Here is a 16393-nt window from a genome sequence, read left to right as displayed (position 1 = left end):
CGCCCCTGCCCGTCAGGGGCGGTCGGGAAATCCGAACGCGATATGATCGCGCAGATAGGCGGCCTTCGAGGCCGCGACAAGATGCGGATCGGACAGGAAATCCGGCCAGGATTCGGCCGCCAGCCCATCCGACCGCATCTCGTCGATCCCGGCCCCGGCGCAGAGAAACCCCATTTCCTCGATCAGGCGATCCTCGCGGATCAGCATGTCGGGCAGGGCGAAACGCGCGAAACCGGCGATCACCTCGGACTGGCTGGCCCAATGCGGATGCACCGGCAGCGTCGTCTGGCCGTTCAGGTTGCGGCGCATGAAATCCAGAAACTCGGCGAACAGCGTGGCGGCGAGATCGTCCTGCATCTGCGTCAGCATGTCGTCTGCGGGCAGGTTGACCCGGTACACCTCGCGCATCAGTTGCCGCAGGTCGGGGCCGGCAACGGCCAGCAGATGCAGGAAGGCGTCCCATGCCCGGTGCAGCGGATGGCGCAGCACGGAAAAGCTGCGATGGCCGGGATGCCTGCGCTTCCACTGGCGCAGACTTGTCTGGGTGAAATCGCCCGACGCCCGTCCCAGCGACCGCAGCCAGCCCTGCACCATCTCGGTCGGACCGCCGGGGACCGGCATGTGCAAGAGTCCGGCCCCGGCCTCGCTGGCCTCGAAGCTGGGCACGGCGGGGCCGCGGCGAGGCTCGAAATTCGGGATCCGGCGCATCTCAAAGGGGTCGAGGCGCGCCAGATCCGCCTGCATCTCGTCGAAATTCTCGACCTTCTCGGCCAGTTCGCGCGGGTTCTGCGGCACCTGATCGCGCGCCGGCTGCACCCGTTCGAGATCGGTCCGCCCCAGCCAGTGCAGAAGCCCGGTCATCACGCCGGCATCGCGCAGATCCTCGTAACCCAGCCAGAACGCGCTTTGCCCGGTGCCCTGCAGGCGCTGCATCACCCGCAACTGAAACTGCTCGACATCCGCCAGCATCTGCCGGAACTCGGGGCCGTCATAGGTGATCCTGGCCGGGATCGGGGATTCGGTCTCGTTCAGCTTCCACTGGTTCGTCTGCCATGCCAGCCGGGTCGAGACATAGCTGTCCAGGGGGTTGCGGGTCAGAACGACCTTGGCGCAGCCGCGATCATCAAGGATCGCGTCGAGGACGCGCGGATCGTGGTCGTGAAAATAGCGAAACCCCGACAGATGCCCCGGCTTGTCCAACAGCTTGTGCAGCAGCGGCATCGGGTCGGCCTCGCGCTCCTCGCGGGAAATGCCCTGAAGTTCGTCCTTGTCGGGCCAGCCCATCATGTAGGGGTTGAAAGCCTCGCCAAAGCAGGTGACCTTCCTGATCCGGTTCAGCGTCGCCTCGAGCAGGTTCGAGCCGGTGCGCATCTCGGCAAAGATGACAAAACTGCGGAAGCCAGAGGTCATTCGGCGGCCTTTCTTTCGGTCCCGGGCGGATCGGCGGGCGGCAGTTCGGCACCGATCAGACGCGGCTGCAAGCCGGAATTGCGCAGGCGGCGCAGCAGTTGCGCCAGCCCCGCCGGATCGCGCATGTCCGGCAGCGAGGTAATCGGGACCACCTGCGGGTCAAGCTGGCGCAGCACCTCGCCCATCAGAACCTCTGGCCGGGCCAGGAAATCCGCCAGTTCATACACCTGTGCCCGCGCCTTCACCCAGACGGAATTCAGCACCTCGACATGTTCCAGTTCGGCCCGCTGAAGCTGGGCGCTGACGCGGCGGATATCGTCGAAGGGCATGCCCGAATGCAGCAGCGGCAGCATCCATGCGCCGGTAATGACGAAGACATGGGCGTTGGGATCGGTGGCGATGAACCAGTTCAGCACCTGATTGTCGCGCGGGCTGAACTGGAAGATCTGCATCCGGCCGGTGATGCGGATCAGGGCCGTCAGGAAGCCCTGCGCATCATGGTCGCGCAGCAGCGGGTTGGACGAGATCGCGCCCGGTCCGATTTCGGGGCGACCGGCGAATTCGACCTGTTCCGGGCCGAACAGATGGCCATGGACATCGCCCGGAACCCGTTCGGCCAGCCAGGTCTCGAAATCCGGAAAGATGTCGCTGAAGCCCTGGAACAACGCATAGGGCGCCGAGGTCTTGCCGTTCTCGGCATCCTTGCGCGGATAGCGACTCTGCATGTAGAGGCCCGGCCGCCCCAGCACCCGGCGGCGCACGGTGTGATTGATCAGCCTTTCGATCCGCGCCGGCCGGGGCGGCGCCGGATCCGGCAGCTCGGCCGGCGGGCGCGGGAAATGCGCCAGCAGCTTCGTCGCGCCCGGCCATGCCTTGCGGGCCACGAAACAGCGCGAATCCTCGAGCATCGGGATATGATCGTCATAAAGCTGATAGGGCCGCCCCTTGTGATCGAACTTGGCCAGCGTCAGCGACCGGCTTTCGATCGTCACCGAATGGCGGCGGGCCAGCGTCTGGAAGTAGCTTTCATCGGGGATCCAGGTCAGCCGGAAATAGCGGTCGAACTCGACCCGGCGCGGATCGGTCAGGATGGCGCGCAGGGTCGCCGCGGTCAGGCACCACCATTGCGATCCCAGATGCGGCGAAATGCCGCGCGGCATCCCGCGTCGCACGCGCAACCGGCGCTGCCACTCGACGCTGCGGTCGAACAGTCCCCGCTGCCGCCGCCAGTCGAAGGGGAAATACAGGGTGAACCGCTCGTCGTTCAGCCCGCCGACGGTCCAGCCGACATCATGCGCACTGACGCTTTCGATATGGTCCCGGCCCGGATCGGCGGCCAGATGGGCGGCCAGTTCGGCGACCGGCCGCAGCGGCAGGCAGGCGCCCGAGGCCAGATAGACATGGGTCAGATCGGGGCAGGCCGCCAGCAGTTCCTCGGCGGCGTCCTGCGTGGCCCGCACCAGGTTGAAGCGACCCCAGTCGCAGCGCCGGCGCCGCGAATAAAGGATACCCTCCAGATCGGCCAGCGCGGTGCGCAGGGTCGCAATCTCGGCCCCCGGCGTCTTGGCATCGACATGGATGGCCACGCGCGCCCCGCCCTCGGCCCAGATCCGCGCCATCCGCGCCGCGACGTCCAGCCGGTCATGGCAGAGCAGGATCACCCCCAGGCGGACCGGCGCGGTCATGCCCAGTTCCCCCGCGAGATCAGCCCCAGATCCTCAAGCTGTCGCCAGTCGCGGTATTCGCGGGACTCGCTGCACCACAGGCGGGTGCCGCCCTGCAGCCCGGCATGATAGGCGCGGTATTCCTGACTGTCGGCATAGTGCTGGCGGCGGTCCAGTTCTTCGGCGGATTTCTCGGAGAAGGTGGACAGGAACTTGGCATGCAGCAGGCAGCCCGAGGCCATCTCGCCGCCATTCTCGTCATAGACCAGGTTCAGCCCCCGCGGCAGCAGCATGTGGGTCGAGCTGACATAGGCATAGCGCCGCTGCCATTTCACCAGCGGGATCTTGTTCAGCGCCGGCCCGGCAAGCGGATCGTAGGAGAAGAACGCCCGGCTGCGCGGCCCACCCTGAATCCACAGATTGCCGTAATACTTGTTCTTGGCGATCGAGTAATTGGCCGGATCGAACCAGCCCGCGATCTCGAACGGGTTGCCGCCCTCGCGATAGGTCTCGTCCTCCAGCGCGCCGCGGGGATACATGTCCAGCAGCATGGCCGGAAACGACCGCCGTCCCGAGGCATCCAGCCAGTCGGTCAGCGCCGCCAGCGGGCGACAGTCGCAATGCGGATAGACCAGGAATTCGTCCGGGTCGACACTGAGGCACCAGTGATCGCGGCCGTATCGCCACAGCAGCCAGTTGATCCAGTCCATGCCGAAACGCGCACGCTTGTAGCTGGCTTCGGCCCGCCACAGCGATACATCCTCCTGCCGGCGCAGATAGTCCGTGCTGCCATCGTCGCTGGCATTGTCCACGAACAGGAAATGCCGCACGCCCAGATCGCGGTAATAGTCCAGGAAATAGGGCAGGCGGATCCGTTCGTTGCGCTGCGTGACGAAGGCCAGAATATCGGCGGGCCGGATCGCCGCAGTGCGGTCGGCGACGGCGCGCAGCGCGCCCCGCCGCTGGATCGCCCGGCCGATCAGCCATTGCCGCTCGGCCCTGCGGCGAACTCTGGCGGGCAGGCGGAATCGGTTGAAACGCATCATCGCGCGGCCCGCCCCGCATCGCTTGTGGCACATCGGATCATTGACCCCGACATGCGGCCTCGGGAAAAGATTGGCAAGGGAATTCACGCATCAGGCGAGGCAGGATGCAGCCAGTCGCCCGCGCCCATCAGCCCCAGATCCAGCAGCTGCCGCGTGCCCTGATAGCGCAGCGAATCCGGCCCCTTCAGCACCGGCGCCCGGGTCAGGGCGCGATGGTAGCCGGCATAGGCATCGGGATCGGCAAAGTGCTGGCGCCGGGACAGTTCCTCGGCGGATTTCGCCACGATTTCGGGCAGGAACTTGCTGTGCAGCAGCACCCCCGACAGGCGCGGATCACCGGGGCCGTCATAGAGGTCGTTCATCCGCGGCGGCAGCATCGAATGGGTCGAGTTGACATAGGCGAAGGACCGGTGCCAGCGGATCAGCGGCAGCTTGTTCAGGGTCGGTGCCCGCCGCGGACGATCAGCGAAGAATACCCGTTCGCGCACCCCGCCCTGCACCCAGCGATTGCGCCGGGGTTCCTGGATCCGGCAGCGATAGGGTCCGGCATCGAACCACGGCAGACGCCGGGTCAGCGGCGCGCCGGCCGGCGCCTCGGCCCGGTCAAGCGCACCGCCGGGATAAAGATCCAGCATCAGTGCCCCCATGCCGGGAATGCCGCGCGCCTCCAGATGCGCGGTCAGGTCGGGCAGCTTGCGCCGCTCGCAATCGGGATAGACCAGCAGTTCGTCGGCATCGACCGTCAGGCACCAGTGGCCATGCCCGTACCGGAGCAGCAGCGCGCCCAGCCAGTCCATGCCAAAGCGGCTGTCGCGATAGCTGCCCTGCGCCCGCCACAGCGACACATCCGCCTCGGCCCGCAGCAATTCGGCCGAGCCATCATCGCTCGCGTTATCGACGATCAGGAACTGTGCCACGCCAAGCCCGCGGTAATGGGCCAGAAACTCGGGCAGGCGGCCGATCTCGTTGCGCAGGGTGGCGAACAGCAGGATGTCGCCCCGGCCAATGGCGGCGGTCCGGTCGCAAAGCGGCGTCAACTGTCGCCCGGCGCGAAGCACACGCCACAGGATCGCACGGCGTTTCCAGCGCAGGCGATAGGCCGACCAGGCCCGGCGCAGGCGCCCGCGCGCCACCCTAGGCCTCGTAGTGGCCGTTCTGGTGCCAGCGCCAGGCGTCGCCGATCATCTGCTTCATGGTCGAGCGCGCGGGCCGCCAGCCCAGTTCGTCCCTGGCACGCTGGCTGCCGCAGACCAGCTTGACGGCATCGCCGCCTCGGCGCGGCCCGTCCTGCATGGGTACGGCCCGGTTGGTCACATGCCGCGTCGCCTCGACCACCTCGCGGACCGAGAAGCCGTCACCGGTGCCGAGGCAGAACACCCGGCTGCCCTTGCCGGCGCGCAGCCATTCCAGCCCGGCGACATGCGCATCGACCAGATCCATCACATGCACATAGTCGCGGATGCAGGTGCCGTCCGGCGTCGGATAATCGGTGCCGTGGATGGTCAGCGCGGCGCGCCGCCCGTCCACCGCATCGAGGATCAGCGGGATCAGATGCGTCTCGGGGCGGTGGAACTCGCCGACCTCGGCCTCGGGGTCGGCGCCGCCGACGTTGAAATAGCGAAAGATGACATGCCGCAACCCGTGGGCCGCGCCGAAATCGACCAGCATGTCCTCGATCGCGCGCTTGGAGGCGCCATAGGCGTTCAGCGGCGCCTGCGGCGTGTCCTCGTCCAGAACCTCGCCATCGCGGTCGCCATAGGTGGCGCAGGTCGAACTGAAGACGAAATCCAGGCACCCCGCCGCCACCGCCGCCTCGATCAGATTGAGCGAGCCGCCGACATTGTTGCGCCAGTACCTGCCCGGTTCGGCCATCGCCTCGCCCACTTGGCTGAGGGCGGCGAAATGCAGGACGGCAACGGGCCGGTATTCGGCGAAGGCCGCATCCAGCGCGGCGCGATCCATCAGATCGGCCTCGACCAGCGGGCCGAACTTCACCGCCTCGCGCCAGCCGGTCGACAGATTGTCCAGCACCACCGGCTCATACCCCGCCCGCGCCAGCACCTTGCAGGCATGCGAGCCGATATAGCCGGCGCCGCCGGTCACCAGAACCCGGTCGGACATGCGCTACTCTGCCGCCCGGCGCATCGACACGATGTCATGCAGGAATTCGGCAAATTCCTCCTTCAACTCGTCGCGCTCGAGCCCGAAGGCCACGGTCGCCTGCAGGAAGCCCGCCTTCGAGCCGCAATCGAAGCGCAGGCCACGAAAGCGCAGGCCATAGACGCCGCGCCCGGCCTCGATCTCGTCCGCGATGGCATCGGTCAGCTGGATCTCGCCGCCGGAACCGGCCTTCAGCTTGTTGAGGTTCTGCATCACCGTCGGCGCCAGGATATAGCGGCCGATCACCGCCAGATTCGAGGGCGCGGTACCAGGAGCCGGCTTTTCGACCATGCCGCGCGCGCGGACGATGGCGCCCATATCCTCGGCGATGTCCAACACCCCGTAAGCCTGCGCCTTCTCGGGCGCGACCTCCATGGTGGCAACCATGCTGCCGCCGGTCTCGCCATAGGCCTCGATCATCTGCTGCAGGCAGGGCGGTTCGCCCTTGATGACGTCATCGGTCAGAATCACCGCGAAAGGCTCATCCTCGGACAGCAGGCGGCGGGCGCACCAGACCGCATGGCCCAGACCCAGGGCCTTGTGCTGGCGGATATAGGCGATGGCGCCCGATTCCATGTTGGTGGCGCGCAGCACCTCGAGAAGCTCGGTCTTGCCCGATTTCTTCAGGCTCGATTCCAGCTCATGGGCGTGATCGAAATAGTCTTCCAGCGCACCCTTGCCGCGCGAGGTGACAAAGATGAACTCCTTGATTCCGGCTGCGCGCGCCTCGTCGATCGCGTATTGGATCAGCGGCCGGTCGACCAGCGTCATGATTTCTTTCGGGATGCTTTTGGTCGCAGGCAGAAATCGCGTTCCCAGACCAGCCACGGGGAAGATTGCCTTGGTTACCTTGCGACTCATTTCCTGACACCTTTGCTTAAACGTCGAACACCGCATTCATGATCGCGGCGATCATGGCACAACACTTCACAGCGCGAATGGCTGCAAGACTCGCGCCATACAATAATCCGTCAGGCAGGTCCCCAACAAGACGGTCGCTTCATTTCGACGCATCACCCGTTCGGATAGCGGCGAGCCCGTTTCAATCGAGCCCCATCTCGCGCATCATCGCCTCAAGCCGGGGCACGTCCTCGGGGTTGTTCAACTCCCAGAACTGGCGGCCGCGCGCATCGACCTCGACGCAGAGGATGCGGCGGCCGCGTTCGAGGAAACGCAACTGCTCCAGCCCTTCCAGCCTTTCCAGCCGGCCCTCGTCCCAGCCGGGATAGGCGGCCAGCGCGTCAGGGCGGTAGGCATAGACGCCGACATGGTGAAAGACCGGGCTGGGCGCGTCATCCGCGACATCGCCCGCCGCAAAGGGGATCACCTCTTTCGAGAAATACAGCGCCTGCCGGTCATGGCCGAAGACCGCCGTGGTCCCGCCCACGCGCCCGGCCCTGCGGTCGGCGATCAGATCGGCGCGCATCCGCCCGGAACAGCGCAGCACCGGCGTGGCCACCTCGGCGGCCGGATCGGCGCGCAGCCCGGCGACCAGATCCTCGACGAACCAGGCGGGGGTCAGCGGCGCATCGCCCTGCAGGTTGACCACGATCTCGGGCGACAGACCCAGATTGCCCACTGCCTCGGCGCAACGCTCGGTGCCGTTGCGGCAGCTTTCCGAGGTCATCGCCACCTCGGCCCCGAAGGCTTCGGCATGGTCGCGGATGCGGATATCGTCGGTGGCCACGATCACCCGGTCGGCACCGGCGACGGCCATCGCCGCCTCCCAGCTGCGCCGGATCAGGCTGCGCGGCTGGCCCGAGGCCCCCCTCAGATCGACCAGCGGCTTGCCCGGATAGCGGGTCGAGGCGTGGCGCGCGGGGATGATGATGACGACCGACATCTCAGTCCTTCACCAGCAGGACACCGGGCGCGAAGGCAATGAAGAAGGGGTTCTCGAAGCCCGGCTTGCCATAGGCCAGCGGCCGGTGATCGTCAAAGCGCACCACCTCGCCCCCCGCGCCGCGCAGCACCGCATCACCCGCCGCCGTATCCCATTCCATGGTCCGGCCGAGGCGCGGATAGAGATCGGCCTCGCCGGTCGCCACCAGACAGAATTTCAGCGACGAGCCGGCACTGGTCATGTCGCGCACGCCATATTGCGCGATATAGTCGTCGGTCGCGGCGTCACGGTGCGATTTCGAGGCCACCACCATCAGCCCGCGATTGTCGGGCATCGGGTTCACACCGACCGGCACGGTCTCGCCCGGCTCGTCGCCGAAGGGGCCGCGCTCCTCGACCGAGCGGCCATCGGCGGTGGTATAGAACAGGCGGCCCTTGGCCGGCGCATAGACCACGCCGCGCAGCGGCACACCGTCCTCGACATAGGCGATGTTGACGGTGAAATCGCCGCGGCGCTGGACGAATTCCTTGGTGCCGTCCAGCGGATCGACGATCAGAAAGGTCGTGGCCGTCTGGTCATGGGTCGCGGCCTGTTCCTCGGTCACCAGCGCGATATCGGGAAAGGCCGCCCGCAGCCCGGCCGAGATCAGCGCATCGGCGGCCTCGTCGGCCTCGGTCACGGGCGAATCGTCGGATTTCGCCCGCACCTCGAAATCCTCGGCCTGATAGATCTCCATGATCCTGGCCCCGGCCTGCAGCGCAAGCCGGCGCATTTCGGCGGTCAGTCGATCAAATTGCATTCACTATTCCTTCCCATCCGGCGCCCCGGCATCCACCGCGGAATTGTGCGGTTGCTTCCATCCCCTTATGATCTTGGCAGGCGGGTTGGGCAAGCACCAGCCAGACCCGGCCGGACGCACCCGGTCCGGTCGCCATGACCGAAACAGCACGAACTAAACGACAGGCGGATCCGTCCAGTGTTCATCCAGCGCCGCAACAGCACCATCCTCGAGGCCGCAGGCACGACGCTGTCGCTGATCTATCACCAGACGGTCTACGACCTGCGCACCGCGCATCGCAACGCGGTGGTCGGCCTGCTGCTGACCATCCTGCAATCGGGCATCTTCATCGGTGCCTTCCTGCTGATGTTCGTGATCATCGGCATCCGCCAATCGCCGATCCGGGCGGATTTCATCATGTTCATCATGTCGGGCATCTTCCTGTACATGACCCATGTCCAGACCGTCGGCGCGGTTTCGAACAGCCATTCGGTCTCGGGCGGGCTGATCAAGCACGAGCCGCTGAACCCCGCGGTGCTGATCGCCGCGGCGGCGCTGGCCGTACTGTACCGCCAGACGATCAGCTTTCTGACGATCCTGTGGCTCTATCATGTGCTGGTCAATCCGGTCGCCATCGCCGATCCCGTCGGCTGTCTGGCCATGTATCTGCTGGCCTGGTTTTCCGGTGTCTGCGTCGGGCTGATCTTCCTCGGCATCCGGCCCTGGTCACCCCAGACCTCGAAGATCCTGACCACCATCTATCAGCGGGTGAACATGTTCGCCTCGGGCAAGATGTTCGTGGCCAATGTCCTGCCGAATTTCATGCTGCCATGGTTCATCTGGAATCCGCTGTTCCACGTCATCGACCAGGAGCGTGGCTACATGTTCATCAACTACACGCCGCACAAGACCTATCCGCTTTACGCGCTGTGGTTCTCGCTTGCGGCGCTGATGGTGGGGCTGTTGATCAACTTCTCGACCCGCAAATACGAATCCATCAGCTGGGGCGCAACGCAGTAGGCGGGCGATCCTCCCGCGGCTTCCTGACCGTTTCTTCCGCATTTGCGGGTCGAATTGGACGCTGCGGACGCTTGCGGGCCTGAAAACCATCCCTATATACAGCCCCGAAGCACCCGGAGCCTTCCGGGTCATATCGAAGAATGGGATCGGGCCACGGGGGCCACAACGGACCCGAGGCCCAAGACATCGCCGCAAGAGAGGTTATTATACATGTCCAAAGTTATCGGCATCGACCTGGGCACCACCAACAGCTGCGTCGCCATCATGGACGGCAGCCAGCCCAAGGTCATCGAGAACAGTGAAGGCGCGCGCACCACGCCCTCGATCGTCGGCTTCACCGAGGGCGAGCGACTGGTCGGCCAGGCCGCCAAGCGTCAGGCCGTGACCAACCCGACCAACACCGTCTTCGCCGTCAAGCGACTGATCGGCCGCCGCATCGGCGACGAGGCGGTCGAGAAGGACAAGAAACTGGTCCCCTATGCCATTGTCGATGGCGGCAATGGCGACGCCTGGGTCGAGGTCCGCGGCGAGAAATATTCGCCGGCGCAGGTCAGCGCCATGATCCTTCAGAAGATGAAGGAGACCGCCGAAAGCTATCTGGGCGAAGAGGTCAAGCAGGCCGTCATCACCGTTCCGGCCTATTTCAACGACGCCCAGCGTCAGGCGACCAAGGATGCCGGCAAGATCGCGGGCCTTGAGGTTCTGCGCATCATCAACGAGCCGACCGCGGCCGCGCTGGCCTATGGTCTGGACAAGAAGGAAAGCAAGACCATCGCGGTCTATGACCTCGGCGGCGGCACCTTCGACATCACCATCCTTGAGATTGACGACGGCCTGTTCGAGGTGAAATCGACCAACGGGGACACCTTCCTCGGCGGCGAGGATTTCGACATGCGGATCGTGAACTACCTCGCCGAGGAGTTCAAAAAGGAACATGGCGTCGATCTGACCGGCGACAAGATGGCCCTGCAGCGCCTGAAAGAAGCTGCCGAGAAGGCCAAGATCGAACTCTCCTCCTCCAGCCAGACCGAGATCAACCAGCCGTTCATCTCGATGGACAAGAATTCCGGCACGCCGCTGCACATGGTCATGAAGCTGACCCGCGCCAAGCTGGAATCGCTGGTCGGCGACCTGATCAAGCGGACCATGAAGCCGGTCGCCGACGCGCTGAAGGATGCCGGCGTCTCCAAGGCCGAAATCGACGAGGTGGTTCTGGTGGGCGGCATGACCCGGATGCCGAAGGTCATCCAGGAGGTCAGCGAGTTTTTCGGCAAGGAACCCCACAAGGGCGTGAACCCCGATGAGGTCGTGGCCCTCGGCGCCGCCATTCAGGCCGGCGTGCTGCAGGGCGATGTCAAGGACGTGGTGCTGCTGGACGTTACCCCGCTGAGCCTCGGCATCGAGACGCTGGGCGGTGTCTTTACCCGGCTGATCGACCGCAACACCACCATCCCGACCAAGAAGAGCCAGATCTTCTCGACCGCCGAGGACAACCAGAACGCGGTCACGATCCGGGTCTTCCAGGGCGAGCGCGAGATGGCCGCGGACAACAAGCTTCTTGGCCAGTTCAACCTCGAGGACATTCCGCCCGCGCCGCGCGGCCTGCCGCAGATCGAGGTGACCTTCGACATCGACGCCAACGGCATCGTGTCGGTTTCCGCCAAGGACAAGGGCACCGGCAAGGAGCAGAACATCACCATCCAGGCTTCGGGCGGGCTGTCCGACGAGGATATCGATCGGATGGTGAAGGATGCCGAGGAAAACGCCGAGGCCGACAAGGGCCGCCGCGAACTGGTCGAGGCCAGAAACCAGGCCGAAGGCCTGATCCACTCGACCAAGAAGTCGCTGGAAGAGCATGGCGAGAAGGTGGACGGCTCGACCGTCGAGGCGATCGAACTGGCCATCGGCGCGCTGGAAGAGGCGCTGAAATCCGAGGATGCCGGCAAGATCAAGTCGGGCATCCAGAACCTGATGGACGCCTCGATGCGGCTGGGCGAGGCGATCTACAAGGCGCAGCAGGATGATGCCGAAAGCGCCGATCAGGATGCCGACTCGCCGCGCGATGTCGACGACGACATCGTGGACGCCGATTTCGAGGATCTCGGCGACGACAACAAACGCGGCTGATCCGGGCCGCACCCCTTGGGGCCGGCCCGCGGATCGCGGGCCGGCCGCTTGCTTGGGGGAGATGAACAGGAAACGAGATGGCCAAGCGCTGCTATTACGAGGTTCTGGGTGTCACGCGCGGGGCCTCGACGGACGAAATCAAGAAGGCTTATCGCAGCAAGGCGAAAGAGCTTCATCCCGACCGCAACAAGGATGACACTCAGGCCGAGGCGCGCTTCAAGGAAGTCAACGAAGCCTATGACTGCCTGAAGGACGGCCAGAAGAAGGCGGCCTATGACCGCTTTGGCCACGCCGCCTTCGAGAATGGCGGCATGGGCAATGGCGGCTTCGGCGGCCGCGGCGCCCATCCGGGCGATTTTGGCACGGCCTTCGCCGATGTGTTCGAGGATCTGTTCGGCGACATGATGGGCAACCGGCGCGGCGGGGGCGGCGGCGGCCGGGCGCGCGCCCAACGCGGGCAGGATCTGCGCTATAATCTGCGGGTGTCGCTGGAAGAGGCCTATGCCGGGCTGCAGAAGACCATTCAGGTTCCCGGCTCGGTCTCCTGCACCGAATGCCAGGGCACCGGCGCCGAAGGCGCGACCCAGCCCGCCAATTGTCCGACCTGCGCCGGCATGGGCAAGGTCCGCGCCCAGCAGGGCTTTTTCACGGTCGAGCGCACCTGCCCGACCTGCGGTGGCCAAGGCCAGATCGTCAAGAATCCCTGCAAGGCCTGCCACGGCGCCGGCCGGGTCGAGCGCGAGCGCACGCTGTCGGTCAATATCCCCGCCGGGGTCGAGACCGGCACCCGTATCCGGCTTGCCAGCGAGGGCGAGGCCGGACTGCGCGGCGGCCCGTCGGGCGATCTCTATATCTTCATCGAGATCCGCGAACACGAGATTTTCCTGCGCGACGGCAAGACGCTGGCCTGTCAGGTGCCGGTCGGCATGGCCATCGCCGCCCTTGGCGGCGAGGTCGAGGTCCCGACCATCGATGGCGGCAGGGCGCGGGTGAAGGTGCCCGCGGGCAGCCAGTCCGGACGGCAGATGCGGCTGCGCGGCAAGGGCATGCCGCCCCTGCGCCACGGAGCCGGTGCCAATGGCGAAGCCGGCGACATGCTGATCGAACTGGTCGTCGAGACGCCGGTGAACCTGACCGCCCGGCAGCGCGAGCTGCTGCGGGAATTCGACGCCGAGAAGGCCGACAACAGCCCGCAATCGGACAGCTTCTTCCGCAAGGTCAAGGGCTTCTGGGACGACATGACCAGCTGAGGCCGCGTTTACCGTTTCTTCACCGCTTGCGCGCCATGCTGCGCGCATGGACCCGAATCGCGCGCTTGGCGAAACGCCCCTGCCCCTCTTTGCCCCCGCCCCCGACGATGTGGCGGCGCCGGGTCCGGTCATGCGGCCGGTGGGTCAGGGCGGCAAGGCGCCCCCCTCCTATCTGGCCGATCACCGGGCGCGGCTGCGCGAACGGTTCCTGCAGGGCGGCGCCGCCGCGATGCCCGATTACGAATTGCTTGAACTGGTCCTGTTCCGCGCCATCCCGCGACAGGATGTCAAGCCTCTGGCCCGGCGCCTGATCGACCGATTCGGCGATTTCAACCGGGTGCTGACCGCGCCCGCCCCGCGCCTGCAGGAGGTCGAAGGCGTCGGCCCCGCCGTGGTGGTGGAGATGAAGATCATCGAGGCCGCGGCCCAGAGGCTTGCCCGCGCGCGGGTGATGAACCGCCCGGCGCTGTCGGGATGGCAGGCGCTGCTGGATTATTGCCACACGACCATGGCACATCGCGAGACCGAGCAGTTCCGGGTGCTGTATCTGGACCGCAGGAACGTGCTGATCGCAGATGAGGAACAGGGCCGCGGCACCGTCGATCACGTCCCCGTCTATCCGCGCGAAATCATCCGCCGCGCCCTCGAACTGAACGTCTCGGCGCTGATTCTGGTGCATAATCACCCATCAGGCGATCCGACACCCTCGGAGGCCGATATCGCCATGACCGCCCGCATCGCCCAGGCGGCGGACAGCATGGGCATCACCATCCACGACCACATCATCATCGGCAGATCACGCGAACTCAGTTTTCGCGCGGAGGGCCTGCTCTGAGTCCTTGATCTGGCTGATGTGACCGCTGTCATGGCGCGAAAAACCGGACCGCCGCCGCATGACCTGCGGCGCCCGTCGCGGCGGGGACCACGCGACATAAATCCAACAGATGCGGCCACATGAAGCGCGCGGCGCCGGGTTATCGGCTGGACTGACAGATTTTTGAAGGCTAGAACCGCGACGCGAAGGTTGCATTCTCTTGCAGCCCCGAAAGTCGTATCGGCCGGGCTTCCGGCCCGAAATGGAGTATGACCCGTGTCCCACGCAGATGACCACGTAGGCACCCGGAGGGATTTCCTCTACTATGCCACGGCGGGTGCAGGCACGGTGGCCGCCGGTGCCGCCGCCTGGACGCTTGTGAACCAGATGAACCCCTCGGCAGACGTCCAGGCGCTGTCCTCGATTCAGGTCGATATCAGTGGCGTCGAGGTCGGGACTCAGCTGACCGTGAAATGGCTGGGCAAGCCGGTGTTCATCCGTCGCCGGACCACCGAGGAAATCGAGGCCGCGCGCGCCGTCGATCTGGGCGATCTGATCGACCAGAACGCCGAGAATGCCAACAAGCCGGGCGAGCCCGCCACCGACCAGAACCGGGTCATGGACGAGGCCGGCGAATGGCTGGTGATGATCGGCGTCTGCACGCATCTGGGCTGCGTTCCCATCGGCGAGGGTTCCGGTGATTTCGGCGGCTGGTTCTGCCCCTGCCACGGCTCGCATTACGACACCTCGGGGCGTATCCGCAGGGGTCCGGCGCCCGAGAACCTGTATATCCCGGTCGCCGAATTCGTCGACGACACCACCATCAAGCTGGGCTGAGGAGGGCACCACATGGCCGGTATTCCACACGACCATTACGAGCCCGGATCGGGCTTCGAGAAATGGCTGCACCGCCGTCTTCCGGTGGTCAGCCTTGTCTATGACACGCTGATGATCCCGACGCCCAAGAACCTGAACTGGTGGTGGATCTGGGGCATCGTCCTGGCCTTCTGCCTGGCGCTGCAGATCATCACCGGCATCGTTCTGGTGATGCATTACACGCCGCATGTCGACATGGCCTTCGCCAGCGTCGAACACATCATGCGCAACGTGAACGGCGGCTACATGCTGCGTTACCTGCACGCCAACGGCGCCTCGCTGTTCTTCCTGGCGGTCTATATCCACATCTTCCGCGGCCTCTACTACGGCAGCTACAAGGCCCCGCGCGAAGTGACCTGGATCGTCGGCATGCTGATCTATCTGTGCATGATGGGCACCGCCTTCATGGGCTATGTGCTGCCTTGGGGGCAGATGTCCTTCTGGGGCGCCACGGTCATCACCGGCCTGTTCGGCGCGATCCCCGGCATCGGCCCCTCGATCCAGACCTGGCTTCTGGGCGGGCCGGCAGTGGACAATGCCACGCTGAACCGCTTCTTCTCGCTGCATTACCTGCTGCCCTTCGTGATCGCGGCGCTGGTCGTGGTCCATATCTGGGCCTTCCACACCACCGGCAACAACAACCCGACCGGGGTCGAGGTGCGCCGCACCAGCAAGGAAGAGGCGAAGAAGGACACCCTGCCCTTCTGGCCCTATTTCGTCATCAAGGACCTGTTCGCGCTTGGCATCGTGCTGGTGGTGTTCTTCGCCATCGTCGGCTTCATGCCGAACTATCTGGGCCACCCCGACAACTATATCGAGGCGAACCCGCTTTCGACGCCCGCGCATATCGTGCCGGAATGGTATTTCCTGCCCTTCTACGCGATCCTGCGCGCCTTCACCGCCGATGTCTGGGTGGTGATGCTGGTCGAATGGCTGAGCTTCGGCATCATCGACGCCAAGTTCTTCGGGGTCATCGCCATGTTCGGCGCGATCGTGGTCCTGGCGCTGGTGCCCTGGCTTGATACCAGCCGCGTGCGCTCGGGCCGCTATCGCCCGCAGTTCAAGTGGTGGTTCTGGCTGTTCGCGGCGAACTTCGTGATCCTGACCTGGGCCGGCGCGATGCCCGCCGAGGGGATCTATCCCTATATCGCCCTTGCCGGCGCGGCCTACTGGTTCGCCTATTTCCTGGTGATCCTGCCGCTGCTGGGCGTGATCGAGAAGCCCGAAGCGATGCCGACCACCATCGAGGCGGACTTCGACGATCACTATGGCGCCAAAGCGCAGCCTGCCGAGTAAGGAGAGCCATCAATGACCCTGAGAACCAAGACGCTCACGGCCGTCGCGGCCCTGACGATCTCTGCGGCCGGCTTTGCCCTGGCGCAGGAAAGCGCACCGACCGAACCGG

At 65.5% G+C, this 16393-nt stretch carries 14 protein-coding genes; 6 read left to right on the top strand and 8 right to left on the bottom strand.

Translation table 11 applies throughout. The features are described from left to right. Positions 1-12: 12 nt before the first annotated feature. The 8 genes from KNW02_RS01750 to cysQ form a co-directional block, all read right to left on the bottom strand. Positions 13-1410 carry a hypothetical protein gene (locus KNW02_RS01750; protein WP_216031538.1) on the bottom strand — a complete coding sequence of 466 codons (1398 nt, stop codon included), beginning with the start codon at positions 1408-1410 and terminating at the stop codon, positions 13-15. Then, the gene (locus KNW02_RS01745; RefSeq protein ID WP_216031537.1) at positions 1407-3095 is read right to left on the bottom strand and encodes a beta-1,6-N-acetylglucosaminyltransferase; all 1689 of its coding nucleotides are present in this window, start codon (positions 3093-3095) and stop codon (positions 1407-1409) included. Before KNW02_RS01745 ends, KNW02_RS01750 begins: the two co-directional genes overlap by 4 nt. Further along, the gene (locus KNW02_RS01740) at positions 3092-4120 is read right to left on the bottom strand and encodes a glycosyltransferase family 2 protein (RefSeq protein WP_216031536.1); all 1029 of its coding nucleotides are present in this window, start codon (positions 4118-4120) and stop codon (positions 3092-3094) included. Before KNW02_RS01740 ends, KNW02_RS01745 begins: the two co-directional genes overlap by 4 nt. An 83-nt stretch (positions 4121-4203) precedes the next feature. After that, positions 4204-5253: a glycosyltransferase family 2 protein gene (locus tag KNW02_RS01735; protein WP_216031535.1), complete on the bottom strand. Its 1050-nt coding sequence runs from the start codon at positions 5251-5253 to the stop codon at positions 4204-4206. Position 5254: 1 nt separating this feature from the next. After that, positions 5255-6241, bottom strand: a complete 987-nt coding sequence (gene galE / locus KNW02_RS01730) for a UDP-glucose 4-epimerase GalE (RefSeq protein ID WP_216031534.1) — start codon at positions 6239-6241, stop codon at positions 5255-5257. A 3-nt stretch (positions 6242-6244) separates the two neighbouring features. Continuing rightward, positions 6245-7141 (bottom strand): UTP--glucose-1-phosphate uridylyltransferase, encoded by an 897-nt coding sequence (locus KNW02_RS01725; protein ID WP_216031533.1) that lies wholly within the window; start codon positions 7139-7141, stop codon positions 6245-6247. A gap of 181 nt (positions 7142-7322) precedes the next feature. Next, on the bottom strand, positions 7323-8123 hold the full coding sequence (locus KNW02_RS01720; RefSeq protein WP_216031532.1) for a 3-deoxy-manno-octulosonate cytidylyltransferase: 801 nt from the start codon (positions 8121-8123) through the stop codon (positions 7323-7325). Between the two features lies 1 nt (position 8124). Then, on the bottom strand, positions 8125-8922 hold the full coding sequence (gene cysQ / locus KNW02_RS01715; protein ID WP_216031531.1) for a 3'(2'),5'-bisphosphate nucleotidase CysQ: 798 nt from the start codon (positions 8920-8922) through the stop codon (positions 8125-8127). A 177-nt stretch (positions 8923-9099) separates the two neighbouring features. On the opposite strand from cysQ, the gene KNW02_RS01710 reads away from it, so the two are divergent. From KNW02_RS01710 to petB, 6 genes are all read left to right on the top strand, one after another. Beyond that, positions 9100-9921 carry an ABC transporter permease gene (locus KNW02_RS01710; protein ID WP_216031530.1) on the top strand — a complete coding sequence of 274 codons (822 nt, stop codon included), beginning with the start codon at positions 9100-9102 and terminating at the stop codon, positions 9919-9921. Between the two features lie 210 nt (positions 9922-10131). Beyond that, complete coding sequence (gene dnaK / locus KNW02_RS01705; RefSeq protein ID WP_216031529.1) at positions 10132-12048, top strand: molecular chaperone DnaK; 1917 nt, start codon at positions 10132-10134, stop codon at positions 12046-12048. Between the two features lie 77 nt (positions 12049-12125). Continuing rightward, on the top strand, positions 12126-13298 hold the full coding sequence (dnaJ, locus tag KNW02_RS01700) for a molecular chaperone DnaJ (protein WP_216031528.1): 1173 nt from the start codon (positions 12126-12128) through the stop codon (positions 13296-13298). Positions 13299-13344: 46 nt separating this feature from the next. Next, the gene (gene radC / locus KNW02_RS01695) at positions 13345-14133 is read left to right on the top strand and encodes a RadC family protein (protein WP_216031527.1); all 789 of its coding nucleotides are present in this window, start codon (positions 13345-13347) and stop codon (positions 14131-14133) included. 255 nt (positions 14134-14388) lie between these two features. After that, positions 14389-14949 (top strand): ubiquinol-cytochrome c reductase iron-sulfur subunit, encoded by a 561-nt coding sequence (petA, locus tag KNW02_RS01690; protein WP_216031526.1) that lies wholly within the window; start codon positions 14389-14391, stop codon positions 14947-14949. Positions 14950-14961: 12 nt separating this feature from the next. Continuing rightward, positions 14962-16284 carry a cytochrome b gene (petB, locus tag KNW02_RS01685; RefSeq protein ID WP_216031525.1) on the top strand — a complete coding sequence of 441 codons (1323 nt, stop codon included), beginning with the start codon at positions 14962-14964 and terminating at the stop codon, positions 16282-16284. Positions 16285-16393 lie beyond the last annotated feature (109 nt).

The organism is Paracoccus marinaquae (genome assembly GCF_018860165.1).
In the GTDB taxonomy this organism is placed as follows: domain Bacteria; phylum Pseudomonadota; class Alphaproteobacteria; order Rhodobacterales; family Rhodobacteraceae; genus Paracoccus; species Paracoccus marinaquae.
Note: the sequence above shows the minus strand (reverse complement) of the source record. Positions and strands in the feature narration are given on the sequence as shown.

Excerpts from the sequence above, each read along its gene's own strand:
- galE (WP_216031534.1), bottom strand. The coding sequence starts at position 6,241 with ATGTCCGACCGGGTTCTGGTGACCGGCGGCGCCGGCTATATCGGCTCG.
- radC (WP_216031527.1), top strand. The coding sequence starts at position 13,345 with ATGGACCCGAATCGCGCGCTTGGCGAAACGCCCCTGCCCCTCTTTGCC.
- KNW02_RS01725 (WP_216031533.1), bottom strand. The coding sequence starts at position 7,141 with ATGAGTCGCAAGGTAACCAAGGCAATCTTCCCCGTGGCTGGTCTGGGA.
- cysQ (WP_216031531.1), bottom strand. The coding sequence starts at position 8,922 with ATGCAATTTGATCGACTGACCGCCGAAATGCGCCGGCTTGCGCTGCAG.
- dnaJ (WP_216031528.1), top strand. The coding sequence starts at position 12,126 with ATGGCCAAGCGCTGCTATTACGAGGTTCTGGGTGTCACGCGCGGGGCC.
- petB (WP_216031525.1), top strand. The coding sequence starts at position 14,962 with ATGGCCGGTATTCCACACGACCATTACGAGCCCGGATCGGGCTTCGAG.
- KNW02_RS01745 (WP_216031537.1), bottom strand. The coding sequence starts at position 3,095 with ATGACCGCGCCGGTCCGCCTGGGGGTGATCCTGCTCTGCCATGACCGG.
- KNW02_RS01750 (WP_216031538.1), bottom strand. The coding sequence starts at position 1,410 with ATGACCTCTGGCTTCCGCAGTTTTGTCATCTTTGCCGAGATGCGCACC.
- KNW02_RS01740 (WP_216031536.1), bottom strand. The coding sequence starts at position 4,120 with ATGATGCGTTTCAACCGATTCCGCCTGCCCGCCAGAGTTCGCCGCAGG.
- dnaK (WP_216031529.1), top strand. The coding sequence starts at position 10,132 with ATGTCCAAAGTTATCGGCATCGACCTGGGCACCACCAACAGCTGCGTC.
- KNW02_RS01720 (WP_216031532.1), bottom strand. The coding sequence starts at position 8,123 with ATGTCGGTCGTCATCATCATCCCCGCGCGCCACGCCTCGACCCGCTAT.